The sequence below is a fragment of the Mangrovimonas futianensis genome, assembly GCF_021245805.1.
GTDB lineage: Bacteria > Bacteroidota > Bacteroidia > Flavobacteriales > Flavobacteriaceae > Mangrovimonas > Mangrovimonas futianensis.
In genome coordinates, this window is sequence record NZ_JAJJNF010000002.1 from 78,559 (window position 1) to 105,338 (window position 26,780).

At 37.1% G+C, this 26,780-nt stretch carries 18 protein-coding genes; 7 read left to right on the forward strand and 11 right to left on the reverse strand.

The features are described from left to right. Positions 1 to 248 precede the first annotated feature (248 nt). Genes LOK78_RS03155 through ileS form a run of 4 tightly spaced genes read right to left on the reverse strand, consistent with a single transcriptional unit; the run spans position 249 to position 5,374 of the window. The gene (locus tag LOK78_RS03155; protein WP_166957104.1) at positions 249 to 869 is read right to left on the reverse strand and encodes a lipoprotein signal peptidase; all 621 of its coding nucleotides are present in this window, start codon (positions 867 to 869) and stop codon (positions 249 to 251) included. Positions 870 to 899: 30 nt separating this feature from the next. After that, positions 900 to 1,526, reverse strand: a complete 627-nt coding sequence (locus LOK78_RS03160) for a DUF4097 family beta strand repeat-containing protein (protein WP_232633570.1) — start codon at positions 1,524 to 1,526, stop codon at positions 900 to 902. 58 nt (positions 1,527 to 1,584) lie between these two features. After that, positions 1,585 to 1,965, reverse strand: coding sequence for a TraR/DksA family transcriptional regulator (locus LOK78_RS03165; RefSeq protein WP_053970983.1), 381 nt, complete (start codon positions 1,963 to 1,965; stop codon positions 1,585 to 1,587). A gap of 4 nt (positions 1,966 to 1,969) precedes the next feature. Beyond that, on the reverse strand, positions 1,970 to 5,374 hold the full coding sequence (ileS, locus tag LOK78_RS03170; protein ID WP_232633571.1) for an isoleucine--tRNA ligase: 3,405 nt from the start codon (positions 5,372 to 5,374) through the stop codon (positions 1,970 to 1,972). Between the two features lie 192 nt (positions 5,375 to 5,566). Between ileS and LOK78_RS03175 the strand changes: the two genes are divergently transcribed. Next, positions 5,567 to 8,419, forward strand: a complete 2,853-nt coding sequence (locus LOK78_RS03175; protein WP_232633572.1) for an MFS transporter — start codon at positions 5,567 to 5,569, stop codon at positions 8,417 to 8,419. Here the strand turns inward: LOK78_RS03175 and LOK78_RS03180 are convergent. The 7 genes from LOK78_RS03180 to panC all read right to left on the reverse strand — a co-directional run bounded on the left by LOK78_RS03180 (position 8,416) and on the right by panC (position 15,937). Continuing rightward, entirely contained in the window at positions 8,416 to 9,732 is a 1,317-nt protein-coding gene (locus LOK78_RS03180; protein WP_232633580.1) for a serine hydrolase, read from the reverse strand. The two genes, LOK78_RS03175 and LOK78_RS03180, sit on opposite strands and share 4 nt — an antisense overlap. 62 nt (positions 9,733 to 9,794) lie before the next feature. Further along, positions 9,795 to 11,156 carry a DNA repair protein RadA gene (gene radA / locus LOK78_RS03185; protein WP_232633581.1) on the reverse strand — a complete coding sequence of 454 codons (1,362 nt, stop codon included), beginning with the start codon at positions 11,154 to 11,156 and terminating at the stop codon, positions 9,795 to 9,797. A 63-nt stretch (positions 11,157 to 11,219) separates the two neighbouring features. Further along, positions 11,220 to 12,464: an alpha/beta hydrolase gene (locus LOK78_RS03190; protein ID WP_232633583.1), complete on the reverse strand. Its 1,245-nt coding sequence runs from the start codon at positions 12,462 to 12,464 to the stop codon at positions 11,220 to 11,222. A gap of 81 nt (positions 12,465 to 12,545) precedes the next feature. Beyond that, positions 12,546 to 13,688: an alpha/beta hydrolase gene (locus LOK78_RS03195; RefSeq protein ID WP_232633586.1), complete on the reverse strand. Its 1,143-nt coding sequence runs from the start codon at positions 13,686 to 13,688 to the stop codon at positions 12,546 to 12,548. 75 nt (positions 13,689 to 13,763) lie between these two features. After that, the gene (locus LOK78_RS03200; protein WP_255673736.1) at positions 13,764 to 14,723 is read right to left on the reverse strand and encodes a lysylphosphatidylglycerol synthase transmembrane domain-containing protein; all 960 of its coding nucleotides are present in this window, start codon (positions 14,721 to 14,723) and stop codon (positions 13,764 to 13,766) included. A gap of 1 nt (position 14,724) precedes the next feature. Then, positions 14,725 to 15,075, reverse strand: a complete 351-nt coding sequence (panD, locus tag LOK78_RS03205; RefSeq protein ID WP_053970976.1) for an aspartate 1-decarboxylase — start codon at positions 15,073 to 15,075, stop codon at positions 14,725 to 14,727. Between the two features lie 13 nt (positions 15,076 to 15,088). Next, positions 15,089 to 15,937 (reverse strand): pantoate--beta-alanine ligase, encoded by an 849-nt coding sequence (gene panC, locus LOK78_RS03210; protein WP_232633590.1) that lies wholly within the window; start codon positions 15,935 to 15,937, stop codon positions 15,089 to 15,091. Between the two features lie 109 nt (positions 15,938 to 16,046). On the opposite strand from panC, the gene LOK78_RS03215 reads away from it, so the two are divergent. The 6 genes from LOK78_RS03215 to atpD all read left to right on the forward strand — a co-directional run bounded on the left by LOK78_RS03215 (position 16,047) and on the right by atpD (position 26,749). Continuing rightward, positions 16,047 to 16,853 (forward strand): glycogen/starch synthase, encoded by an 807-nt coding sequence (locus LOK78_RS03215; protein WP_053970974.1) that lies wholly within the window; start codon positions 16,047 to 16,049, stop codon positions 16,851 to 16,853. A gap of 22 nt (positions 16,854 to 16,875) precedes the next feature. Continuing rightward, positions 16,876 to 18,570, forward strand: a complete 1,695-nt coding sequence (gene bamH / locus LOK78_RS03220) for a BamH family beta-barrel-assembly machinery protein (protein ID WP_232633598.1) — start codon at positions 16,876 to 16,878, stop codon at positions 18,568 to 18,570. Positions 18,571 to 18,576: 6 nt separating this feature from the next. After that, complete coding sequence (glmS, locus tag LOK78_RS03225; protein WP_166957082.1) at positions 18,577 to 20,424, forward strand: glutamine--fructose-6-phosphate transaminase (isomerizing); 1,848 nt, start codon at positions 18,577 to 18,579, stop codon at positions 20,422 to 20,424. Positions 20,425 to 20,628: 204 nt separating this feature from the next. Continuing rightward, on the forward strand, positions 20,629 to 23,397 hold the full coding sequence (locus LOK78_RS03230) for a TonB-dependent receptor (RefSeq protein WP_232633600.1): 2,769 nt from the start codon (positions 20,629 to 20,631) through the stop codon (positions 23,395 to 23,397). Positions 23,398 to 23,408: 11 nt separating this feature from the next. After that, complete coding sequence (locus LOK78_RS03235) at positions 23,409 to 25,073, forward strand: SGNH/GDSL hydrolase family protein (protein ID WP_232633602.1); 1,665 nt, start codon at positions 23,409 to 23,411, stop codon at positions 25,071 to 25,073. 167 nt (positions 25,074 to 25,240) lie between these two features. Then, positions 25,241 to 26,749: a F0F1 ATP synthase subunit beta gene (atpD, locus tag LOK78_RS03240; protein WP_053970971.1), complete on the forward strand. Its 1,509-nt coding sequence runs from the start codon at positions 25,241 to 25,243 to the stop codon at positions 26,747 to 26,749. Positions 26,750 to 26,780: the final 31 nt, after the last annotated feature.

The following is a 26,780-nucleotide window of genomic DNA, read 5'->3' on the forward strand; positions in this document are numbered from 1 at the left end:
ACCCAACAATGTTAGGTGCTAGCGTGGGTGTTCATAGGTAAGATCAAAAATCTTTGGGATGACAAAACTAACAATTTTACATTCTCCTGAATGTACGTAGTTCTACGTATTTTTTACTCTTTTCGATGAAATACCTAGTTCCTATTACGGGTTTTTCCGTAAAATTTGGTGTAACGATAGATAGTGTAATGAAGAAGTTTGAAAGTAGAAAGGACGACGTATAAAAAAAGTAGTTTTTCTTGAAGAATTTAATTCTTTGAAAAAGCCTGTCGGTTAAATACAATTAGCATCCCAAAACCTGTGCTGATGGCTACATCGGCTACGTTAAAAACAGGTTCAAAAAATGTAAAGAATTGACCGCCATAATAAGGAATCCATTCTGGCAAATAACCTTTCCAAATAGGAAAATAAAGCATGTCAACCACCTTCCCATGAAACATGGATTCATAGCCTCCCTCTTGTGGTAAAAAGGTAGCTACTTGGCCATAACTATCACTAAACAAAATTCCATAAAAAACAGAATCCAGAATATTCCCCAATGCCCCTGCAAATATTAAGGCCACCGCCAAAATCATAATTTTAGAGGTCCTTTTTCTGGTAACATCATAAAGCCAATAGCCTATACCTAAAATGGCAACGATTCTAAAAATAGTTAAGGATAACTTGGCTACCCGATCAGACATAAAAGGAATAAAGTCACTTATTTTGGTTCCCCATGCCATCCCGTCATTTTCCACAAAATAAATCTTAAACCATTTGAAAATTGCTACATCTTCCCCTAAGACAAAATGGGTCTTTATATATATTTTACTAATCTGGTCTACCAATAAAATAAGAATGATAAAAACAAGGGATTTTTTTAAGGACATGCAGCGTATTTGAATAGCAAAAATAGAAAATTATTCTTCAGTTTTACGCAACCGAATGTTTCCGTTAATAGTCCTCAACTCAATATCATTAGAACCCGCACCTAAAGTTTCTTTAGAGACGCTTCCATTTTTGGAAATGAGCTGGGTATTTCCTTGATCGGTCACTAAATTTATATCACCTTGAAGGGTATGCACTGTAATATTAGGGCGGTGCAACCAGCCATCAAAATGCCCCTGCTTTAATTCTACTCTTAGCTTATGATATTGCCCTCGCACCATAATTGAGGCCAAATCACTTCTTACAGATACAACTTTATCGTTGGGAACCTTAACATGTAAAACAATAGAAAGAGCTTTATGAGCTGCCAATTTATCGTCTGGAGCTTTAAAGATAGGTTGGAATGCCGTAGAAATCTTTAAGCTATCCAAATTCGATTCCGTCAACAAAATGACCTGTTCGCTATATTCCCCCTCAACAGCCATTTGAATTTCTATCCCATCTTGTTTGGTGTTTTCCAAGTTTATTCGAAAACACTGGTCGCAATCTATTTGCAAAAATGCCACCAAATCGTCATCAAAGGTTTTATGCGTGACCTTTTGAGAGAACGCAAATAGAGTTCCCAACAACATTAAAAAACAGCTAACATGAATCTTCATAAAACAAAAAGCGCTTCAATATAAATTTGAAGCGCTTTAGATCTTTTAAATGTATTTTTTATTGCATGTTTTTGGCTTCAATGCTTAAAGTTGCATGAGGTACCAATTTCAAGCGTTCTTTGCTTATTAGTTTTCCAGTAACACGACAAATACCATAGGTCTTGTTTTCAATTCGAATCAAGGCATTCTTTAAATCTCTAATAAACTTCTCTTGACGAATGGCCAATTGGGAGTTGGCTTCCTTACTCATGGTTTCGCTTCCCTCTTCAAAGGCTTTAAATGTTGGAGATGTATCATCTGTACCATTATTCAAATCATTCATATAAGCGCTCTTAATCAGCTCCAAATCATGTTTGGCCTTTTCAATTTTCTCTTGTATTATGGCTTTGAATTCTGCTAAATCCTTATCTGAGTATCTTACGTTTGCATCTACTGACATAATCTTAATGTTTTTGTATGAACAACTTGGTATTTATTTCGTCGAAAGCAATTTCTATACCATCATTCACTTGATCTAAAATTTCAAGTTCTTCAGTTAGTGTTTCTTCTTTTATATATTCCATATTTGAAGCGACTGCCTTTTCAATGTTTTCTTCCCATTGCAGGGAAACATCAATACGATCGGTTACTTCAAATCCTGAATCTTTACGGAGGTTTTGGATTCGGTTTACCAACTCACGGGCAATACCTTCTTCACGTAAATCTTCATTAATGGTAACATCAAGGGCAACGGTTAATGAACCCTGGTTGGCAACCAACCAACCCTCAATATCTTGTGACGTTATTTCAAAATCATCGCTGCCTAAAGTAATATTTTTTCCGTTAATATCAACGTCAATTTCGCCATTTTGCTCTATTTTTTTGATGTCATCCGCATTAAATTGAGCCACTTTAGCCGCTATAGACTTCATATCCTTACCATATTTAGGCCCCAAAGCTTTAAAGTTTGGCTTGATATTCTTAACCAAAATATCAGAAGCATCTTCCAGAAGGTCTATTTCTTTGATATTAACTTCTCTTTTAATCAAATCCCCAACTGCCAAGATTTCTTCTTTTTGTCGTTGGCTATCTATGGGAACCATAATCTTTTGCAATGGTTGACGTACCTTGATTTTCTCTTTGGCTCTTAAAGAAAGTACCAATGAAGAAATAGTTTGTGCAGCTTCCATTTTGCGTTCCAATTCCTTGTCAACAAACACCTCATCAAACTGTGGAAACTCCGCTAAATGTAAACTTTCAAATGGTTCCTTTTGGGTCACACCATTCAAGTCTTGATATAGCCTATCCATAAAGAATGGAGCAACAGGAGCTCCCAACTTAGCCAAAGTCACCATACAAGTATAAAGTGTCTGGTAAGCAGAGATCTTATCTGTTTCATAATCTCCTTTCCAGAAACGCCTTCTACTTAACCTTACATACCAATTACTCAGGTATTCCTGAGTAAAATCTGAAATAGCTCTAGCCGCCTTGGTAGGCTCATAATCGGCATAAAACGCATCCACCTTTTGAATTAAAGTATGCAATTCCGATAAAATCCATCGATCCAGTTCTGGGCGTTCTTCCAAAGGCAAATCCGCCTCACTATAAGTAAAATTGTCTAAATTGGTATATAAAGAAAAGAACGAATAGGTGTTATAAAGGGTTCCAAAGAACTTACGTTTCACCTCTTCAATTCCTTCTATATCAAATTTAAGATTGTCCCACGGGTTGGCATTACTAATCATATACCAACGGGTAGCATCTGCCCCGTAAGTGGAAAGTGTTTCAAAAGGATCAACGGCATTCCCCAAACGCTTGGACATTTTCTGTCCGTTTTTATCAAGAACCAGTCCGTTTGATACCACATTTTTATAAGCTACCGAATCAAACACCATAGTTCCAATAGCATGTAATGTATAGAACCAACCTCTGGTTTGATCAACTCCTTCGGCAATAAAATCGGCCGGATAAGAAGTATGACCATCTATTTTCTCTTTATTCTCAAACGGATAATGCCACTGTGCATATGGCATGGAACCAGAATCAAACCAAACATCAATCAAGTCACTTTCTCTTTTCATCGGTTTCCCTGAAGGGGACACCAAAGTAATCTGATCAACAATATTTTTATGTAAATCTAATTTGTCATAATTGTCATCAGTCATATTCCCCACTTCAAAGTCGGCAAAAATATCTTGATCCAGAACTCCCGCTTCGATGGCTTTGGTCATTTCCGACTTTAATTCTTCAACCGAACCTATACACAACTCTTCTCTTCCATCTTCAGTTCTCCAGATAGGCAAAGGAATACCCCAGTAACGCGAACGCGACAGGTTCCAATCATTGGCATTGGCTAACCAATTTCCAAAACGCCCTGTTCCTGTAGCCTTAGGTTTCCAGTTAATGGTATTGTTTAAGGCTACCATACGTTCTTTCACATCAGTCACCTTGATAAACCAAGAATCTAATGGATAATACAAAATAGGTTTATCAGTTCTCCAACAATTCGGGTAACTGTGCTTATATTTTTCAACCTTAAAGGCTTTATTTTCAATTTTCAATTTGATGGCCAACTCAACATCAACAGATTTTTCTGGAGCCTCTCCATCTGCATAATACTCGTTCTTCACATATTGACCAGCAAATTCGCCCATTTCAGGACGGAATTTACCCTGTAAATCCACCAATGGAACTAAATTGTCATTTTCATCCTTGACCAACATAGGAGGTACCTCTGGGGTCGCTTGTTTGGCAACTAAGGCATCATCTGCACCAAAAGTAGGCGCCGTATGCACAATTCCAGTACCATCCTCGGTAGTTACGAAATCTCCAGAAATCACCCTAAACGCATTTTCTGGATTTTCAAAAGGTAGGGCATAGGCCAACAATTGCTCATATTTGATTCCTACCAAATCACTCCCTTTAAATTCTTTAAGAATGCGGAAAGGGATCTTTTTATCTTCTTGGGTATAATTGGCAATATCTTCGGCCGATTCAGCCTCAAAAAACTTACCAGAGAACTGCTTGTTAACTAAAGGCTTCCCTAAAACCACCTTTATTGGCTCAAAAGTATATTGGTTAAAACTTTCGACCAATACATAATCTATTTTTGGCCCTACAGTTAAAGCTGTATTACTTGGTAACGTCCAAGGTGTTGTAGTCCATGCTAGGAAATGAATGTCCCCTTCTCCCTGAAGAAAATCAGGTAAGCTTTCTGGTTTAGCTTTAAATTGAGCCACTACTGTTGTATCAGTAACATCCTGATAGGTTCCTGGTTGGTTTAATTCGTGTGAACTTAGACCCGTTCCTGCCTTTGGCGAATAGGGTTGAATGGTATAGCCTTTATACAATAAGTTTTTGTCATAAATTTGCTTCAACAACCACCAAACACTTTCCATATACTTGGGCTCATAGGTGATGTATGGATCATCCATATCAACCCAATACCCCATTTTTTCTGTAAGGTCATTCCAAACATCAGTATAACGCATTACAGCTTTTCTACAGGCAGCATTATAATCCTCAACAGAAATGGTTTTACCGATATCCTCTTTAGTAATTCCCAGCTCCTTTTCAACACCCAACTCAATAGGCAAACCATGTGTATCCCAACCAGCTTTACGCTTTACTTGGAATCCCTTCATGGTTTTGTATCGAGGGAATATATCTTTGATAGCTCGTGCCAAAACATGGTGAACACCAGGCAAGCCATTAGCTGACGGTGGACCCTCAAAAAACACAAATGGCTTAGCGTTTTCTCGTGTGGTGACACTCTTTTCGAATATGTTATTTTCTTTCCAATAATCAAGGATTTCACTAGCCACATTTGGCAAGTCAAGGCCTTTATATTCAGGGAATTTCTTACTCATTGTTACATGTATTCAAATCGACGTGCGAAATTAATGATTTTTAGAGAAATAAGCTGATAAAATATGGGATTTTAGAATGACTGACGCTGATTAAATGGTTTCATTTGCTAACAAACCCAAAAACACCCCTCCATAGAAAGTTTAAATTTTGTTAATTCCCTATACGCATTGATTTAGAATGCTTAATATTAAGTGAATAATCATTCTTACATTTTGATAAGAGCCTTAATCAACAAAACATTTGGGCTGCGAGACGGAGAAATTCGCATTTCGTTCCTAATGCAGCTTTATATCTTTTTAATAATTACCGTTTTATTAATCGTAAAACCCACTGTTAATGCTCTATTCTTGTCAAAATTGGGAGCCGAACACTTGCCTTTGGGATATATTTTAGTGGCCGTGATTGCTACTTGTATCACCTACTTTTACAATCGTGCCGTTGTTAGATTTTCATTGAACAAGGTAATTACTACAACCCTAATTTTCTTTAGCTTAGGATTTATCTCCCTCTATTTAATCATGAACTCTGGAAACTTAGGGGAATACTATTTGTATATCTATTATGTAGGTGTTGCTCTATTTGCCGTGATTGCTACTTCTCAGTTTTGGATGTTAGCCAATTTGGTTTTTAATGCAAGAGAAGCAAAACGCCTTTTTGGTTTTATAGGAGCGGGAGCTATAGCCGGTGGTATTTTTGGTGGCTATCTTACAAGTATTATTGTTTCTCGATATAGTAACGGAGATGCCATCTTATTGGCTTCCTTCTTTATTTTGTGCTGTATCCCAGTTATTCAACAAATCTGGCACTGGAGGGTTAAAAAACTAAATGAATTCACTAAAAAACAGCGAATACAAGTTGAAACTTCATCACATGAATCAGCATTTAAAATTGTTTTAAAATCAAAGCATTTATCATATTTAGCCCTTATTACTGGACTGGGCGTGATTGTTGCCAAAATAGTAGATTTCCAGTTTAGTGATTTGGCCCACAAGTCTATCACAGACCCAGATAAACTCGCCTCATTTTTTGGGTTTTGGTTTTCTACCTTTAATGTCATAGCCTTAGGGACTCAATTGTTTTTAACCAATAAATTACTTAGTAGACTAGGCGTATCTTCATCCCTATTAATCCTACCATTGGGCATCGCATTAGGAAGTTTGCTTCTCATTGCCATTCCAGAATTATGGGTTTTAATATTAATCAAAGGTATTGATGGTAGTTTTAAACAAAGTTTAAATAAAGCGGCAACGGAATTATCAATCATGCCGATACCCTTCCAGATTAAAAATCAAGCCAAATCCTTTATAGATGTGGCCGTTGATAGTATGGCAACAGGTTTTGCTGGTCTCATGCTTTTTATAATGGTTAGGAAATTAAAATTAGAGTCCTTCCATCTCACCTTATTGGTAGTGTTCTTCTCCCTCCTTTGGATTATTCTAATCTATAAACTCCGGGAGACTTATTTTAATTCCTTTAGACTCAATATCCAACGCAACTTGAACTATGATCATCATGAAGAAAAGAAGCATAATAAAGCTTCTACATTGGCATATGCTAGAAAAGTTTTTATTTCAGCTACCCCAAAGGAAATAATTGATTTATTGGGAAGATTAAGCCCCTATAAAATTTCGGCACTCAGACCAGAAATTATTCAGTTGTTAAAACACCCTTCAAACAAAATTAAAAAAGCTGTAATTCGGCAATTACATCATTTTAAATCGGACGTATCTAAAGAAAAGATTGAAGCACTATTAAAGGAGCCAGACCCAGAAGTAATTTATTATGCCCTTGAATATTTATTGGATTTCTCTTATAAAAGTAAAACAGCATTTTTTGATAAATTTTTAAACCATCATGACCCAAGAATAGCGAGGGCAGCATTACTTTGTTTAGCCAAGGAAACATCACAAAACAAAAAATTGGCTAAAAAATATCATTTGGAATCACGAATTTCAGATTGGGTCCAAGAATTAAGTGCTCCCGATGGATTTTCTAATAAAGTGGAAGTTGCAGAACTATTGGAAACCATAGCCTATTCTGGCATTCAAAAATATTACCCCTTCATCAATGTTCATTTATACAACAAAAGTAAGTATATCGTAAAACGCGCCATTAAAGCAGCTGCTATTACATTGGAAAAAGATTACATTCCGTTATTAACCCCATTTTTAAAGGAAAAAGCTTTCAGAAATCAAGCCATAAAAGCTTTAAAAACTTATGGCCCCGATATTTCAACTCGCTTACTACATATAGATGATGAAATCAATTTAGATGATGAAATCAAGCGATTTATTCCAAAAATAATCGGGGCATTTGAAACACAAAACTCAGTGCAAATGCTATCAAGGTTACTTAAAAACGAGGATGTTTATATCAGACTTGAAGCTTCAAAAGCATTGGTAAAATTAAAATCAAAAAACGAGAATCTCATTTTCAACCGTAGATCTTTCAAAAAATCAATAATAAGGGAATGTGAGTTTGCCAAGGAAACTTTGGATATTTTAAGTTCCATAATTTACGTGTTGAAATCACAAGCTATTCAGCACCAAGAAGATGACGACCAATTCGAAATAAAAATCGCTCAGGAAAGTTTAAAGGACCTTTTGGAAAAACAATTAGATCAAAGCTTTCTTTGCATTTTCAAACTATTGAGCATTCTCTACGAAGAGGCAGATATGAATGTGAGCTACTCGGGTATTCTGAGTGAAACAAAAGAAGCACGAATCAACGCTTTGGAATTCTTGGACAATTTATTACAGAGTCAACTAAGCAATAGAATTTTGCCATTAGTGGAATATTATATTGTTGAAGAGCAAGAATTGAAGCATGTCCCTTTAAAAATTAATATTGTTCCAGAAATGGCCTACCTCAAACTTTTACTCAAGAAAAGAGATAATCGTGTGAAGTTAGAAGTTTTACACTTAATAAAAGTTCTCAATTTATCCACTCTTTCATCGGAAGTTTCGGACATGCAAAAACACACCAATAGAGCCATAAGAATCTATGCAACCGAAACTATGAAACAGTTTGCCAATTCTGCTTAACCATCGCCTTGATCTTCATCATCCCTATATTCTATATCAAGTTCGGAGGGCATACTATCCAAATGATCTTTAGTAATCAAATCGTCAATTTTTCCAGCTAAATACATGTGAGCTCCTGCCGAATTTTTGTTGAGAACATTGGTCATTAAACAAACTATATACTTGGTACCATCATCGTGTTCGACAATGATAACTGAATTCATATAATTGTAGACATTGCCAGCGTATTGCTTACAATTTGGATCCTTTTCCCTATCACATTTATAAAAACTTCCCGATTTAAAATAAACAGCGGCGCTATCCAATTTAGGTGATCTCGCATACCTAATACGTCGGTCTGTCAAATAAAGTAAACGCTTAATCTCCAAACTTGATTGCGCGTCAACTACTTTACCCTGTTCTAATTTGACTAAATATTTCATCAAGCCTTGTGGCGTCCCTATGCTTCCTCCCTTTCGGCCAACATATTTTTCTGCAGCTCTGGTAAACATACCTCCCAAGCGCCATTCATCTTCACTAATACCCAATTCTCTTAATGGTTCATTGACCACCATATTTGCCAAATTGGTTAATGAATCTCGAGGTGTTTCCTTAAAATAATTTTCAGCTTCTTCCTCAGTCAACGTAAAATAATATTCTTCAAAAGCAGCCATTAACATTGCTTCGCGGTACATTACACTAGCGGCGCCATTGTTACTTACAGATACCATATGGTCCAACCATTCATATAAAGAAAAGACATCACTTGCCTGTACTTTTCTCTTAACCAATTTATCTTTTTCTATATCATAAACTGGTATGGTATGATGGTCACCAGTACCCCAATATCGAGACGACACATTCCTGTTTTTCAAATAACGAACCCTATCCTCCCAAGAATCTGGACATAATTTCCCCAGTTGATAAAACACAGCATTTAAAACAGCTATCTTCCCTACACTACCGGGCTGATATCCCACATTCTCCTTATAAGCCGCATATTTCAAATTCTCAGGGTCAGACATATCCAGTACAGCTGCTGAATATTTCCCACTAGGAAATAGCTTATTGACCCGACTTTCAAAATCTTTATTCTCCACCAATATCAAATCAACACTATCTTCCATTATGTTAGTTAGATTCAATTTAATATCTGCCAAATTTTTATAAGCCCCAGGCGGAATACGTTTATATGGAATGCTATCCTCTTTAAACTTTTGAATTTGGTATAATCGTTTAATACCAGTCGTTTCATACCCGTCAATAGGATAGAAAATAAAACTTAAGGAAATAAAGACGCCAAGAAAAACTAGAGGCAAAAGTGTTCTTTTCATAATATAAAACAATATCTCCCTAAATATAAATGATTTAAGATGAATATTAAAGTTCTAAGGAATTAAACCAACCATCCAACCAAATCTTCTATTTTGGCAATCAATTGAATTTTAATCTTGGTATTTTTTAGAGATAGCTTGTTGAATTTTGAGATGAAAATAGTAGAAAAGCCCAACTTCTCTGCTTCAAATATACGTTGCTCCACTCTCTGAACGGGTCTAATTTCACCAGATAAGCCCACTTCCGCAGCAAAACAATAGTCTTGTGGTATAGAGACATCTTCATTTGACGATAAAATTGATGCCACTACTGCCAAATCAATAGCAGGGTCATCTACCGTAATACCTCCAGTGATATTTAAGAACACATCTTTAGCACCCAACCTAAAGCCAGCACGTTTCTCTAATACCGCCAAAAGCATATTGAGACGCTTTGCGTTAAATCCAGTTGCAGAACGTTGTGGTGTCCCATATACAGCGGTACTAACCAAGGCCTGCACCTCAATCATCAAAGGCCTCATTCCTTCCAAAGTTGCTGCAATAGCATGACCGCTCAACTCATCATCTTTTTCAGAAATAAGAATCTCACTTGGATTATTCACTTCCCTTAGGCCGGAACCCAACATTTCATAAATGCCCAATTCATTAGTTGAGCCAAATCGGTTTTTATGCGCCCTTAGGATTCTAAATACATGGTTTCTATCACCTTCAAATTGAAGAACCGTATCTACCATATGTTCCAGTATTTTCGGACCAGCAATTGTTCCATCCTTTGTAATGTGCCCAATCAATATAACCGGAGTTGCCGTTTCTTTGGCAAACTTGATCAATTCAGCTGTACATTCCTTAATCTGAGAAATACTACCCGCAGAAGATTCTATAAAATCACTATGTAAGGTTTGAATCGAATCAATGACCACAATATCTGGTTCCACAGTCTCTATTTGCCTAAAAATGTTTTGGGTGTTTGTTTCTGTAAGTACCAAACAGGTTGTGTTTTGAGGATTGATTCGTTCGGCACGCATTTTTATTTGCTTTTGACTCTCTTCCCCAGAAACATAAAGGGTTTTAAAAGGAAGTTTTAAGGCAATTTGTAATAGAAGTGTACTCTTTCCAATTCCAGGCTCCCCTCCAAGTAAGGTTAAAGACCCAGGAACCAAACCACCCCCAAGAACCCGGTTGAACTCCTGGTTTAAAGTGTTCCACCTTGATTCTTCTGTTGAATCAATTTCTGCAATTTTTAACGGCTTTGAAACGCGTTTTGCGGGTGAAGATGTAGAAGATTTCCAATCGCTTTTTTCAGATTTTTGAACGACTTCTTCTACAATGGTGTTCCATTGTTTACAAGTAGTGCATTGCCCTTGCCATTTAGAAAACTGACTTCCACAATTTTGACAAAAAAAGGTTGTTTTGACTTTAGCCACAAAATAAAATTTGGACTAAAAATAAGCGATATTTATGGATTATTGTGGAGTAACTTGAGAATTTTAATCTTCAGTGCTACCTTCGACAGCTACCCCTTCAGTTGGCTCTTCTGTCAAGATTTCAGCGCCCTCTCCTTCCAAGTCTGGATCTTCAATATCCCGTTCTTCTAGAGTGGCTTTAATCTCCTGTAATTTTAATGAAACATCTTCATAAGTGATACTGGTTGTCGCATCTAGCAGCAAAGCTTCTTCATAAAATTTAACTGCTTTTTTAGGTTTCCCAATTTTCTCTGCATGCTGCGCCAGATAATAATCACCTAACATGGATTCTGGATATTCCTTATTGGCCAATTTTCCTAATTTTTCCAAGGATTCCAAGTCTTCACGTTCTTCAGCCACAGCTACTACTTTTTGAAACTCTTCCTCAGCAATAGGTTTAACGATTCCAAAACGGTCTTCAATCTTTTTGTATCGATCCACTAAATAATTATCTAAAGTACCTTCATAAGGAAGCACTTTTTCCTTTAACTCCTTTTCTTGCAACGGCTTATACAATTCAAATATTTTATCAAAAGCCCTAGAAATAGCTCCCGTTACTAAGGTATAATGGGATTCGTCTTTAAATTCATCAAAATAATAGGTGACATTGGTATTTTCTATTTGTTTGATCTTTCCATTTGTTTCCATGATAGTCTCATGCAACATGCGCTTATCATCTGTACTCGTAGCCATATAATAGAAAAATTCACTTCTTGCATTAGATAATCTATGAACGATATTGTCTCCCATAGACCCTTTCAAATCTGGACTTAAATTCACATAGGCATGGAACAAGGGCTTGTCTTTTAACATAAAGGAGTTGATGAAGTTCCCCATAATGTTGTGACCAACCGCCACTCTAAAATCACTTGTTTTGTATTTAGAGTCCAAATACGGAATCAATTCCTGACCAACAAATTCATAAAAACGAGCCCCAGACTCAAATGGCAATCCAGTTACTTCATCAAAAAAACTATCATATACTCTTTCATTTCCTTGAACTACACCCACAACAATGGAACCTGGCATTTCATCAAAGTAAGATTGAAACTTGGTTTGCCCCACTACTGGCTCAAATAGGTAATCTGCGTCAAACACAAAAACCAAAGGATATTTCAAATTCGAGCTTGGGTCATAATTCTTTGGCAAATGAATTTTAAGTGTTCTTTTAGAATTCAGCTTAGAAGACTCAAAAACTTTGGTAGATGTTTGGGCGAAAGTAACACCAATAATGGTTAAAGCTAGTGTTAGGAGTAAAGCTTTTTTCATGATAAGTAGAGTTAGATTGCGACGTAAACATACTACTTATTAGTTAAAATGCTAAATTTTTTCGATGAAATACAATATCGATTAATTCTCGCCCTTAATTTCGTACATCTTTTCAAGCAACATATCCTTATCAATAAACTGGGATGATTGAAGAAGCAAACCACTTTGGTAGCTATGTAAGGCACGTTTCATATCGCCTGCCTTTTCATGCCACATACCCATATAGTACGAACTAATCATAGAATCTGGGTATTCCTTTTTTGCCCATTTAGCCAAATTTTCAAGAGATTCAATATCATCTTTTTTATTAGAAGCAGCTGCTATAGCTCGAATATCATTTTCAATCAGCTTTTTCTTGAATCCGTAGAAAGATTCAATACTTTCATATTTTTTAACTAGATAATCATAAGGCGACCCTTCATAAGTAAGGATGTCTTCTTGATATTCCTTTTTAGTAATAGGCTTATACAAATTGAATATTTGACTAATAGCTTTTGGCAATGCCAACCCCACCAATGAATAATGGTTTGTGGCTTCAAAATTATCAAAACGGTAATGAAATTTAGGGTTTTCGACGGCAGATAAAACCGCATTACAGGCCTCGATCCCTTCTTTTAAAGCAGAGGCATCTTCTTCTCCAGTAGCCAAATAGTAAAATGTATCTGTCTGGACAGCTGGCATCTTTTCTCCCAACCTTTCAACCATCATAGGTGACAAGTCTGGACTTAAAGATACATAAGCTCTAAACAGCGGCAATTCCTTGAACAAATAAAAATTCAAAAAGTTGGCGCTCAAATCATGACCTACTATGATTCTAAAATCAGATGCGTGATACGTATCATTAATATAGGGCACCAATTCCTGTCCTACAAATTCAAAAAACTTAGCCCCATCCATCGATGGAAAATAGTTCTCCTCTGTAACCGAAAAGTCATCGGTACGTGTTTGATCTTGATTAATCCCTACCACGATACAACCAGGCATATCGTCCCAATAAGACTGATAATCTACATTACCTATTACTGGTTCAAACAAGTAGTCTCCATCAAGAACCACAATCAATGGATATTCAATTTTCTCTTCGGAATCATATCCGCGAGGTAATTGGATTTTAATTTCACAATTACGCCCTAATTTGGCCGAATTGAAAGGCTCATAAATAACTTGGGCAGTCAACGACTGAAATAAAAGCAGAACAAAAGTGAGGCAGATAAATCTTTTCATGAATAGGGGTTAAGTTCGTACCTTATGGCAAGATAGCAAATTTGATGTAGGTTTTAAAATAAAAACGTTTCGGAATCAGTTATTTTTCAATCGGTTATAAATTGGCAATAAGATTAGAGACAATCCACCCAAAAGCACCAACATAAAAGTTTGGGAGGCCCAGGTGATCCAACCAAATGCCAAACTAGGAGCTTTTTCAAGCCCATAAAGTGAAAAAGCCGCAAATACAGCTAATGGGTAAGCACCTATGCCCGCATTGGTTGCTGCAATACTAAAACTAGCAGAAATGAAGCCTAACAAAGCCATACCTAGAGTGACACCTCGCAATTCATCAACTGCAAAGGTCACTACATAAAACATGAGTATATACATCACCCAAATAAATACGGTATGCCCCATAAAAGCCCATTTATTTTCCATTCTTGTAATACTTAGAACCCCTTGAACCAAACCATTAACAAAGTGTTTTATTTTAATGGCCCATTTGGAAGAACTTTTAAAAACTAGAAAAGCGAACGCTCCAAATGCTAAAAGCAACAAAACCAAACCAACACCCAAATTTTGACTTTGAAACTTACCCATAAAAAAACTGGAAATAAATTCAAATTGAATGAAGAGGGTCATCGATATGACTAAAAGCATCATAAGTAAATCAGCCATTCTTTCAGCCACTATGGTTCCAAAAACCTTTTCAAATTCCACCTCCTCATAAGTAGTAAGTAAGGAGGCTCTAGCAACTTCACCTGCTCTAGGAATGGTATAGTTAATTAAATATCCTGAAAATACAGACATCACACTATTCCAAAAATCTACCCTGTAACCCAGAGGCTCCAAGAGGTATTTCCATCGATAGGCTCTTGATAAATGACTTAATATCCCAAAAAGAACTCCTAAACCAACCCAAGTATAATTGGCATTTTTAAAGTATCCCAATAATTCATGGAAGGACACTTGCTGCAGTGAAAACCACATTAAAAAAACTCCCAATAAAATTGGGAGTATGATTTTTAAATATTTCTTTAAAGTGGAGCTCAAATTATTTCAATAAATTGGTGCTTTCATCTGGAAAAACAAGAGCAGGCTGAAACGTTTTGGCCTCCTCAAAGTCCATAATAGCATAGCAAATTAGAATTAAAGTATCTCCAACCGATACTTTCCTTGCTGCTGCTCCATTCAATGTAATTTCTCCGCTATTTCTTGGTCCAGGAATCACATAAGTTTCTAATCGTTCTCCATTATCATTGTTCACTATTTGAACCTTCTCACCTTGGATAATGTTAGCAGCCTCCATTAGGTCTTCATCAATAGTGATACTCCCAATGTAATTTAGGTCTGCACCTGTACATTTTACCCTGTGAATCTTAGATTTTACTACGTGTACTTGCATGTGGCAAAGGTAATTAATTTAAAGCGATATTATCAATCAATCTAATTTTATCAGCGTATACCGCTATAAACGCTCTGTAATGTTTGTTTTTAGACTTTCTTTGAATTGGTTTTAAGGTTTCCGAATCAGCAATAGTAAAATATTCCAATTGAAACATGGCATGCTTAGCTAACTGTTTTTCAACCCACTCCGTAATTTTATTAGCACTTTTTGTGCCAAACTTTTCTTTGGCAGTATTCAAGATCTTATAGATTACAGAAGCCTTTTCTCGTTGATCTGGAGTAAGCCTCATATTTCTGGAACTCATCGCCAATCCATTGGGCTCTCTGTGAATTTCACAACCCTTAATCAATACGGGAATCTGATGCTTTTCGACCATTTTCTCAATAATCCGTAACTGCTGATAATCCTTCTTTCCAAAATAAGCGACATCTGGTTCAACGATTTCAAACAAGCGCTTTACAATGGTTCCTACACCATCAAAATGGCCAGTCCTGAATTTACCCTCCATTTCGTGTTCTAAACCGCCAAAATCAAAATGCTCTGCCACCGTGTTTCCTTCGTACATATCCTCAACAGTTGGTGCGAAAACCAAAATATCTTGGGATACTTCCTTCAACAAAGCGACATCCTTCTCCAAAGTTTGTGGATAATTATCCAAATCCTCCTTTTTATCAAACTGGGTTGGGTTCACAAAAATACTCACCACCACCCAATCATTATCATTCAAAGCTTCCCTAACTAGGCACAGATGGGCCTCGTGTAAAGCCCCCATAGTAGGCACTAAACCTATTTTACTTCCTTTAGACTTGTAGGCATGAATAACCTTCTGCAAACTTTTCTTATCCTTGAAAATCGGCATATTTAGTAAAAAATTAACGGGCGCAAAATTAATATTTTAAAGGGAATCTGCATAAAATTTTGTAATTTCGCATGTTTTTTATTCTGAATTGCCAAAAACTTACAAGTTTATGAAAGATAAGAGGATATTGTATGTATCATCTGAAGTAGTGCCTTATTTACCCGAAACCGAAATCTCCTCCATGTCGTTTGAAGCCCCAAGGATGGTAAACCAACAAGGTGGGCAAATTAGGATTTTTATGCCAAGATATGGTAATATTAATGAAAGAAGACACCAACTACACGAGGTGATTAGACTTTCAGGGATTAATTTGGTCATAAATGATTTAGATATGCCACTTATCATTAAAGTAGCCTCCATCCCAAAGGAACGTATTCAGGTTTACTTTATTGACAACGACGAATATTTCAAAAGAAAAGCAACATTAACCGACGAAGAAGGTAATCTCTTTCCAGATAACGATGAGCGCGCCATATTTTTTGCAAAAGGTGTTATTGAAACGGTTAAGAAATTAAATTGGTCTCCAGACATTATTCATGTACATGGATGGCTAGCTTCTTTATTGCCTCTTTATTTAAAAGAATACTATCAAGACGAACCCTTATTTAACGAAAGTAAAATAGTAACTTCCATTTACGGACAAAGCTTTGATGGCACATTGAATAAAGGCATGTCTGGGAAAATTAAATTTGACAATATCAGTGATGCCATGGTCAATACCTTGGAAGAACCAACTTACAACAACTTAATGAAGGTAGCCATAGACAATTCAGATGCCTTAATTGTAGGTTCTGAAGTCATCCCTGATGAATTGGAAAACTACTTAACCAACTCCAACAAACCGGTATTGGATTTTAAACCATTTGATGATTTTTCAGATGCTTATACCGAGTTTTACAATGAATTACTAGGTTAAACGTTTTACCCCTAAAACCTCTATGAAAAGAAACATGAATCTATTAAAAACAGTTGGTGCATTTGCTATATTTTCACTCCTTTTAACAGGTTGTAAAAAAGAATTTATATCGTCAGATAGTGACTTGCAAGGAAACCATAATTTCAACACTTCTAGTGTTAGATATCCTATTGCAACGTATAACAAGATGCTCAACGCAGTGCAAACATCTGGATTACCTGCCAACAGCTTAGGAATTTATGATGACCCTGTTTATGGGCCAACCACGAACCATGTGGTTACACAAATTATACCTGATAGCTACAATCCAGATTGGGGAACCGACCCTGTTTTTGACTCGATTGTAGTAACCATTCCTTATTTTTCAAATGTCACTGGCACTGACTCGGAAGGAAATTCAATCTATGAATTGGATTCAATCTTTAACGAAGCGCCAATGAAATTGTCAGTTTACAGGTCTAACTATTTTTTAAGTGATTACGACCAAGCATCAGAACCAGTGGTAGAACAACTCTACTATTCTGATTTAAGTGCTTTTGACAATGGTAATAACGAAGGTGAATTACTTTATGTTAATGAGAATTTCACAATTAACCCAAACGCCATAAGCCTGGGAGATTATGAAAGAGATGAGAACGGTGAGATTACATATGACGACGAGGGTCTGCCTACATATATTGAAGACAGAAAGATTGCTCCAAGTTTAAGGCTAAAATTAAATGAACAACCAGATTCATTTTGGCAGGAATTGTTTTTTCCTCCACAACCACAAGAGCCAGATACAGAAGCTCCTTTTCAGCCAGAGTTGAGCAATAGAAATAATTTTACCAATTTCTTCAGAGGTTTATACTTTAAAGTAGAGCCAGTGAATGGTCAAGGAAGCTATTTCATGTTGAATTTTGAAGCTTCAAGCGCTAGTGTTAATTTATATTACACCAATGATGAAGAAGACACTGTAAGAGATCAGGATATTTTTGAAATGTCATTTTCTGGTAACCGAGTATCCATTATTAAAAATGATCCCTCAAATACCCTGATTGAAAATGCCGATGCCAATGCAGATGAATTCAATGGTGACGAGCAGTTATTTTTAAAAGGAGGAGAAGGCTCAGTTGCAATCATTGACCTATTCAAAGATGAGGCGGTATATGATGATTTTATTAGCTCCTTTAAGGATGATAATGGCAACCCTACCAGACTTATTAATGAGGCCAACATGGTGTTCTATGTAGATCAAGATGCCGTTTTTGCGCAAGAGGAATCTCAAGAGCCAGAGCGGGTAATTCTCTATGACCTAAAAAATAATATACCTGTAATAGATTATAATTACGATCTCACTTCAGCTGTTGCTAATTCACCTCTTTATTCAAAAGTTTATCATTCTACCATTTTGGAGAAAGATGAAAATGGTAGAGGTTATCGATATAAGTTAAGGATTACTGAACACCTAAATAATATTCTACTTCGTGATTCAACTAATTTCAGCCTTGGCTTGATGGTCACTACGAATATCCTATATGCTCCAGAAGTCATAAATGGCGTTAATAGGAATAGTGTTTTAAATTCTGAAATAAAAAATGGGGAAGAGGTAAAAGAAATTTCTCCTGGAACAGTTCTATCCCCGAAAGGAACTATTTTGCATGGTGGTAATTCAAACGTACCTGATGATAAAAGGGTAGAATTAGAAATATTTTATTCAGAACCAGATCAAAATTAAAAATCTATGTGTGGAATTGTTGGTTACTTAGGACACCGTGAAGCTTACCCCATAGTAATGGAAGGCCTGAAGCGTTTAGAATACCGAGGTTATGACAGCGCTGGTATTGCTTTATTTGATGGTACCGATTTAAACGTCTGTAAAACCAAAGGTAAAGTAGTTGATTTAGAAGATCGTGTTTCAAAAGAAATCCCAAGTACAGGAAAATTAGCGATAGGGCACACTAGATGGGCAACCCACGGGGAACCCAATGATGTTAATGCCCATCCACATTATTCAAATTCTGGTGATTTAGTCATCATTCATAACGGGATAATTGAAAATTATGAGTCCCTTAAAAAGGAATTGATTTCAAGAGGATACCACTTTAAGTCAGATACTGACACAGAAGTTTTGGTAAACCTAATTGAAGATGTTAAGAAGCAAGAAAATGTCAAACTAGGAAAAGCTGTTCAAACAGCCCTTAACCAAGTTGTTGGTGCCTATGCCATTGCTGTTTTTGACAAAAACAGACCAGAAGAAATCGTTATTGCCAGACTTGGAAGTCCATTGGCTGTCGGAATTGGAGACAACGAATTTTTTATTGCTAGTGATGCCTCTCCTTTCCTAGAGTATACCAAAAATGCCATTTATCTTGAAGACGAAGAAATGGCTATTGTACGTTTAGGTAAAGAAATAAAAGTACGCAAAATAAAAGATGATAGCCTAGTAGATCCCTATGTTCAAGAACTTCAAATGAATTTGGAGCAAATTGAAAAAGGAGGCTATGAGCATTTTATGCTCAAAGAAATCTACGAGCAACCAAGTGCTATCTTAGATACCTTTAGAGGGCGACTTTTGACCGATGAGGCCATTATAAAAATGGCAGGAGTTGAGGACAACATGAAAAAATTCCTCAATGCCGAAAGAATCATCATAGTGGCATGTGGAACCTCTTGGCATGCGGGTATTGTAGCTGAATATATTTTTGAAGATTTAGCTAGAATTCCAGTAGAGGTTGAATATGCCTCTGAGTTTAGGTATCGCAATCCGGTCATATCAGAAAAAGATTTAATTATCGCTATTTCGCAATCTGGAGAAACAGCAGATACCCTAGCCGCCATTAAATTGGCCAAATCTAAAGGAGCCTTTGTTTTTGGTGTGTGTAATGTGGTAGGCTCTTCTATTGCTAGAGAGACCAACGCTGGAGCATACACTCATGCTGGTCCTGAAATTGGGGTAGCCTCTACTAAAGCATTTACGACCCAAATTACCGTCTTAAGTTTAATGGCTTTAAGATTAGCTAGAGCTAAGGGCACCATATCGAGCAGTGACTTTAGGCGCTATCTATTTGAGCTGGAAGGCATTCCTTCTAAAGTGGAAAAAGCTTTGACATCAGACGATTTAGTAAAAACCATTGCAGATATATATAAAGACTCTAGAAATTTCTTGTATTTAGGAAGAGGTTTTAATTTTCCAGTAGCTTTAGAGGGCGCCTTAAAACTTAAGGAAATTTCATACATCCATGCCGAAGGTTATCCAGCTGCGGAAATGAAACACGGTCCTATTGCATTGATCGATGAGCACATGCCAGTTGTGGTTATTGCTACTAAAAAGGGGCATTACGAAAAAATTGTAAGTAACATTCAGGAAATCAAATCTCGAAAAGGGAAAATAATTGGTATTGTTACTGAAGGGGATGTTCACGTAAAGGAATTAGCAGATCATGTTATCGAGGTTCCAGAAACATCAGAATTCCTTTCACCATTGGTAACAACTATTCCATTGCAACTTTTATCTTATCACATAGCAGTTATGCTTGGAAAAAATGTTGACCAGCCAAGAAATTTAGCTAAGTCAGTTACAGTCGAATAACTTACTGATTTTCAATTATATAAAATCCCGAATTCTTCGGGATTTTTTTATTTTAAAGCCCTATCAAATAGTAAATAATCAAATTTAACATATCTTTTTTGAGAAAATTTACTATGCATGCATACTTTTTTGAGAAAAATGCATTATTTTGCCCCATATTTACATATATTGCTAATCGAATTAATCAAAAACCAAGACTCACAAATGAAATCAATTCTATCGATGTTTTTGTTGTTACTATGTTTTACAACATATTCTCAAACAACAATTTCAGGATCGGTTACGGACAATAATGGACAACCCATACCTGGAGCAAATGTAGTGGTAATGGGAAGGTCTCAAGGAACGGCAACCGATTTTGACGGTCGTTTTACCTTTTCAGTAGAACAGGACCCTCCGTTTACAATCCAAGCAAGTAGCGTAGGATTCACTTCTGAAACCATGGAAATCACACAAAATAGTCAGGAAGTCAATTTTATCCTTGAAGAAGGAACTTCGTTGGATGAAGTTGTTATTTCTGCATCAAGGACTCCCGAAAGAATAAGGGAATCCCCAGTGACCATCGAAAGAATGGATCTCACTGAAATCAAGAATACAGCGTCGGCCTCCTTCTATGATTCTGTTGAAAATTTAAAAGGTATTGACATAAACACCAATAGTTTAACTTTTAAATCGGTAAATGCTAGAGGATTTGCCACGTTTGCCAATTCAAGATTTATGCAATTGGTGGATGGCATGGATAATTCATCGCCAGCCTTGAACTTCCCGATTGGAAATCTATTGGGGATGTCAGAATTAGATGTTAATTCGGTTGAATTATTGCCTGGTGCCTCTTCTGCACTATATGGAGCAAATGCTTTCAATGGTATCATGTTCATGACCAGTAAGAATCCTTTTGAGCATTCTGGTATTAGTGTTTATGGCAAAACAGGGATGACTTCAAGTCAAAATGCCGGGGATAATACATATGTTGACGTGGGAATAAGAGCTGCTTATAAATTCAGTGAAAAATTTGCAGCTAAAGCATCTTTATCATTTTTAAATGGTACGGAATGGTATGCTACAGATTATAGAGACTTCAACAACCCAGGTTGGAACAGAAATGACCCTGGATATGATGGATTAAATGTATACGGCGATGAAGTATCCACTACTTTAAATTTTGATGAAATTGCCGCTGGAGCACTTCCAATACCAGTAGCAACTAATTATGGTTCTTCAATGGTATCAAGGACTGGTTATAACGAAGTGGATTTAATGAATTACGATGCTGAAAGTTTAAAGGCTGACTTTGGACTATATTATAGACCTTGGGAAAATGATTTCGAAATCATATGGAATTCCAAAATAGGTCGAGGAAGTACCATCTATCAAGGGGCCAATAGATATTCCATCAAAGATTTCTTAATGCAACAACATAAGTTGGAAATAAGAAACAAGAACTTTTTTGTAAGGGGATACACTACCGCAGAAAAGGCGGGTAATTCATATGATTCTCGTTTCGCAGCGATTAATATGAACAGAGCATGGAAAGGAGACACCCAATGGTTTACCGATTATGCTGGTGCCTATTTGGGATATTTGGCGGGACAGGGTATTTTTGACCCAACTTCAGAGCAAGAAGCGGCAGCACATCTCGCAGCACGATCTGCAGCAGATACTGGAAGATTGATACCTGGAACGGATGCATTTAACAATACTTTCGACAGAGTTACTTCTGATCCTAACCTAGAAACTGGTGCCAAGTTTAAGGACAACTCCAAAATTTACCACGTGGATGCCAATTACAATTTAAGTCATTTAATTGATGTAGTTGACATCATGGTTGGAGGTTCTTACAGACAATATTCCTTAAATTCTGGAGGTACTATATACACAGACTATGATGGTTCTATTGATTATAATGAATATGGAGCCTATGTTCAACTTCAGAAAAAATTATTAAGTGACCGATTAAAATTCACTGGGTCTGTTCGTTATGACAAATCAGAATTTTTTGATGGTTTCTTCTCTCCAAGAGTGTCTTTTGTTTATGCTGCAGATGAAGCTGAAAAGCACAACATTCGCGCTTCTTACCAAACAGGATTTAGAAATCCAACAACTCAAGATTTATTTATTGGTTTAAATGCAGGACGTGCCATATTGGTCGGTTCTTCTCCATCGAATCTAGACAGATATACAGCTACAAGCGCACCTTTAAGTACGAACGGTGCTGCCATAGTAGGAGCTCCAAATGTACAGTTGAATGGAGGTGATGCTTATTCTAATGCATTTGACTTGGCATCTGTTAATGCTGGTAATCCAACAGCTATTAATGTGGGTCTAGTTAAACCGGAGAAAGTGACCGCTTATGAAGTGGGGTATCGTGGTATTGTAGAACGCGTCAATATTGATTTGAGTGTTTACTATAACCAATATGAAGATTTTATTTCTAATAAAACGGTTCTAACTCCTTTATACGGACAAGCTGGAGATAATGGTTTATCCTTATTAGCATTACAAAATGGTGACTACCAAGCTTACCAAACCTATACAAATTCAACGGCAGATATCAATTCTTATGGTGCCTCTATTGGGTTTAATACCAAAGTATGGAATGGGTTTAATTTTGGTGTCAACTATACCTATGCCAAATTGGATTTTGATGAAGCAAGCGACCCCGGATTTGAAACATCCTTCAATACCCCTGAACATAAAGTCAAAGCAAGTCTAGGCCACAACGAATTGTTTAAAAATTTTGGTTTTAATGTGAATTGGAGATGGAATGACACCTACCTATGGCAATCATCCTTTGCTGATGCATATTTACCTGCAAGAAGTACAGTTGATGCCCAAATTAATTATACCATTCCAAGTATCAAATCAACTTTTAAATTAGGAGGCTCCAACATTTTGGGCTATGAATATGTAAGTGCTCCAGGTTCAGGAGCAGTAGGAGCTCTTTATTACATTTCTTGGACATTCAACAATTAAAAAAACTGGTTATGAAAATTAAATATATTTCTTTAATTCTAACTGCTTCACTTGCACTTTATGCCTGTGACAGTGATATAGACGCTCTTTCAGACCCTGTCAACAATGAGGTTGTAGAAGGGAATCCGGACATTCAATACAGTAGTGGATCGGCAGACTTTTCAACCTTTGTAAGTGTTGGAAATTCACTAACAGCAGGATACTCTGACAATTCCCTTTTTGCTATGGGACAAGAGGTATCCTTCCCAAACCTATTGGCTGGTCAATTTGCCTTGGCCGGAGGAGGAGATTTTACACAACCCTATATGAATGACGACATTGGAGGTCTTCTACTAGGAGGAAATCCGATTGCTTCTCCTAGAATGTTTTTCGATATCGCTACACAAACACCTTCAGTGGTTAGCGGTACGCCTTCTACTGAAGTATCAAATATTTTAAACGGTCCATTCAACAACATGGGAGTTCCTGGAGCCAAAACATACCACTTGGTAGCTCCTGGCTATGGGAACCTTGCCAATTTAGCTGTTGGAGCTGCTAATCCTTATTTTGTGAGAATGGCAACATCACCAAACACGACTGTTATAGCTGATGCCATGGCTATGAATCCAACCTTTTTCTCTCTTTGGATAGGAAATAATGACGTTTTGGGTTACGCCGCATCTGGTGGGTCTGGGACAGATCATAATGTGACTGGGAATTTAGACCCATCGACCTATGCTTCTAATGATATTACTAACTCCAATGTCTTTGCCCAAGTATACAATGGCTTGGTTCAAACCATGGTTTCAGGAGGTGCAGAAGGGGTCATTATGAATATTCCTGATGTGACTTCTACCCCATATTTCAATACCGTGCCATATGCGCCATTAGACCCAACCAATCCAGATTTTGGTCCGCAAATACCGACTCTAAATATGATCTTTGGCGCTTTAAATGGTGTTTTCACTGCATTAGGCGAACCAGAAAGAGCCATTATATTCAATGAAAATGCAGCAAGTGCCATTGTCATCAAAGATGAAAATTTAACAGATATTTCAGCCTCTATTGAATTTGCGTTGAACAGCAGTCCTACTTTTCCTGCTTTTATTGGTCAATTTGGTTTACCTCCAGAAGCAGCGCCACTTATCGCAAATATTTTAGGGCAACAGTACGGACAATGTAGACAAGCCACTGCTGAAGACTTAGTTGTCTTAACGAGCAGTTCAGTTATTGGAACTCCAAACATGGCATCGGCAACCGCTTTGGCCACCCAATTGATTAATAATGGTATTCCAGCTGCCTCCGCCCAACAATTGGCAGGCATGTTTTCCTTAGAAGGAATTACCTATGCCATGGATGACCAATGGGTCCTTTTACCAGAAGAACAAGAAGATGTCAACAATGCTATTTCAGCCTTTAACAATATCATTGAAAATGCAGCGATGACCAACGATTTGGCATTTTTTGATGTCAATAGCTTTTTTACAGAAGTGGCCAACACTGGATATCAAGCTGGAAGTGCATTTATGACTGCAGATTACGTGACTGGAGGAACCTTTTCTTTAGATGGAATTCACCCATCTCCAAGAGGTTATTCGGTAATTGCAAACAAAATTTTGGAAGTGATAAACGCCAAATACGGATCGAATATTCAAGGGGTTAATCCAGTAGATTTTACAGGAGTTTACATTCAGTAATCCAACACATTGCATAAAAAAAAGCGCCCCTTAAAAGTGGGCGTTTTTTTTTGGCACCAAAAACCCTAAAAACATATTTTATATTAAATTAAAAAACATATCTTTGCAGCGCGAAAACCAGAGGCGTTTTCATTCAATTAAATTGCATAATATTAAATACATAAGTAATGTCAAAAGTTACAGGTAAAGTTGCACAAATTGTAGGTCCAGTTATCGATGTTGAATTTGGTTCTGAGACTGCACTTCCAAAGATTTACGATTCATTAGAAATTAGCAGACCAGACGGTTCCACATTAGTACTTGAAGTTCAATCTCACATTGGTGAGGATACTGTTCGTACTATTGCCATGGACTCTACCGATGGTTTGAGTAGAGGGACTGAAGTTATTGCAACAGGATCTCCTATCCAAATGCCAATTGGAGACGATGTTTACGGACGTCTTTTCAACGTAATGGGTGATGCCATCGACGGACTAGGAAACTTACCAAAAACTGGAGACAACGGACTTCCAATTCACAGGGAAGCTCCTAAGTTTGAAGATTTATCAACTTCTACCGAAGTTTTATTTACAGGTATTAAAGTAATCGATTTGATCGAGCCTTATGCAAAAGGAGGTAAAATTGGATTATTTGGTGGTGCCGGTGTAGGTAAAACGGTATTGATTCAGGAGTTGATTAACAATATTGCAAAAGGTCACGGTGGTTTATCAGTATTTGCTGGTGTAGGTGAAAGAACTCGTGAAGGAAATGACCTTTTAAGAGAGATGCTTGAGTCTGGAATTATCAAGTATGGTGATGACTTCATCCATTCTATGGAAGCCGGAGGATGGGATCTTCAAAAAGTAGATAAAGCCGTTATGAAAGACTCTAAAGCGACTTTCGTATTCGGACAGATGAATGAGCCACCAGGAGCACGTGCACGTGTTGCTTTGTCTGGTTTGACTATTGCTGAGTACTTCCGTGATGGAGCTGGAGACGGACAAGGAAAAGACGTACTTTTCTTCGTTGATAACATCTTCCGTTTTACACAGGCTGGTTCTGAGGTATCTGCACTTCTAGGTCGTATGCCATCTGCGGTAGGTTACCAACCAACTTTAGCAACAGAAATGGGTGCGATGCAAGAGCGTATTACTTCTACCAAAAGAGGTTCTATTACATCAGTACAAGCGGTTTATGTACCTGCGGATGACTTAACGGATCCAGCGCCTGCAACAACCTTTGCTCACTTGGATGCTACAACCGTATTGTCTCGTAAAATTGCTGAGCTAGGTATTTATCCAGCGGTAGACCCGTTAGATTCTACTTCTAGAATTTTGACTGCAGACATTTTAGGAAAAGAGCACTATGACTGTGCACAAAGAGTAAAAGAGTTATTACAACGCTATAAAGAATTACAAGACATTATTGCCATCTTAGGTATGGAAGAATTATCTGAAGAAGATAAATTGGCCGTATCAAGAGCAAGACGTGTACAACGTTTCTTATCACAACCTTTCCACGTAGCTGAGCAGTTTACTGGTATTCCTGGAGTTTTGGTAGATATTAAAGATACCATCAAAGGTTTCAACATGATTATGGACGGTGCATTAGATCACCTACCTGAAGCAGCTTTCAACCTTAAAGGAACTATTGAAGATGCTATTGAAGCTGGAGAGAAAATGTTAGCGGAAGCGTAAAACAGTAAGCAGTATGCCGTATGCAGTTGGC

Coding starts and splice junctions, on each gene's coding strand:
- atpD (WP_053970971.1), top strand. CDS start 25,241: ATGTCAAAAGTTACAGGTAAAGTTGCACAAATTGTAGGTCCAGTTATC.
- panD (WP_053970976.1), bottom strand. CDS start 15,075: ATGCAAGTACACGTAGTAAAATCTAAGATTCACAGGGTAAAATGTACA.
- LOK78_RS03180 (WP_232633580.1), bottom strand. CDS start 9,732: ATGAAAAGAACACTTTTGCCTCTAGTTTTTCTTGGCGTCTTTATTTCC.
- LOK78_RS03160 (WP_232633570.1), bottom strand. CDS start 1,526: ATGAAGATTCATGTTAGCTGTTTTTTAATGTTGTTGGGAACTCTATTT.
- LOK78_RS03155 (WP_166957104.1), bottom strand. CDS start 869: ATGTCCTTAAAAAAATCCCTTGTTTTTATCATTCTTATTTTATTGGTA.
- LOK78_RS03215 (WP_053970974.1), top strand. CDS start 16,047: ATGAAAGATAAGAGGATATTGTATGTATCATCTGAAGTAGTGCCTTAT.
- bamH (WP_232633598.1), top strand. CDS start 16,876: ATGAAAAGAAACATGAATCTATTAAAAACAGTTGGTGCATTTGCTATA.
- ileS (WP_232633571.1), bottom strand. CDS start 5,374: ATGAGTAAGAAATTCCCTGAATATAAAGGCCTTGACTTGCCAAATGTG.
- glmS (WP_166957082.1), top strand. CDS start 18,577: ATGTGTGGAATTGTTGGTTACTTAGGACACCGTGAAGCTTACCCCATA.
- LOK78_RS03165 (WP_053970983.1), bottom strand. CDS start 1,965: ATGTCAGTAGATGCAAACGTAAGATACTCAGATAAGGATTTAGCAGAA.
- LOK78_RS03190 (WP_232633583.1), bottom strand. CDS start 12,464: ATGAAAAAAGCTTTACTCCTAACACTAGCTTTAACCATTATTGGTGTT.
- panC (WP_232633590.1), bottom strand. CDS start 15,937: ATGCCGATTTTCAAGGATAAGAAAAGTTTGCAGAAGGTTATTCATGCC.
- LOK78_RS03230 (WP_232633600.1), top strand. CDS start 20,629: ATGAAATCAATTCTATCGATGTTTTTGTTGTTACTATGTTTTACAACA.
- LOK78_RS03235 (WP_232633602.1), top strand. CDS start 23,409: ATGAAAATTAAATATATTTCTTTAATTCTAACTGCTTCACTTGCACTT.
- LOK78_RS03195 (WP_232633586.1), bottom strand. CDS start 13,688: ATGAAAAGATTTATCTGCCTCACTTTTGTTCTGCTTTTATTTCAGTCG.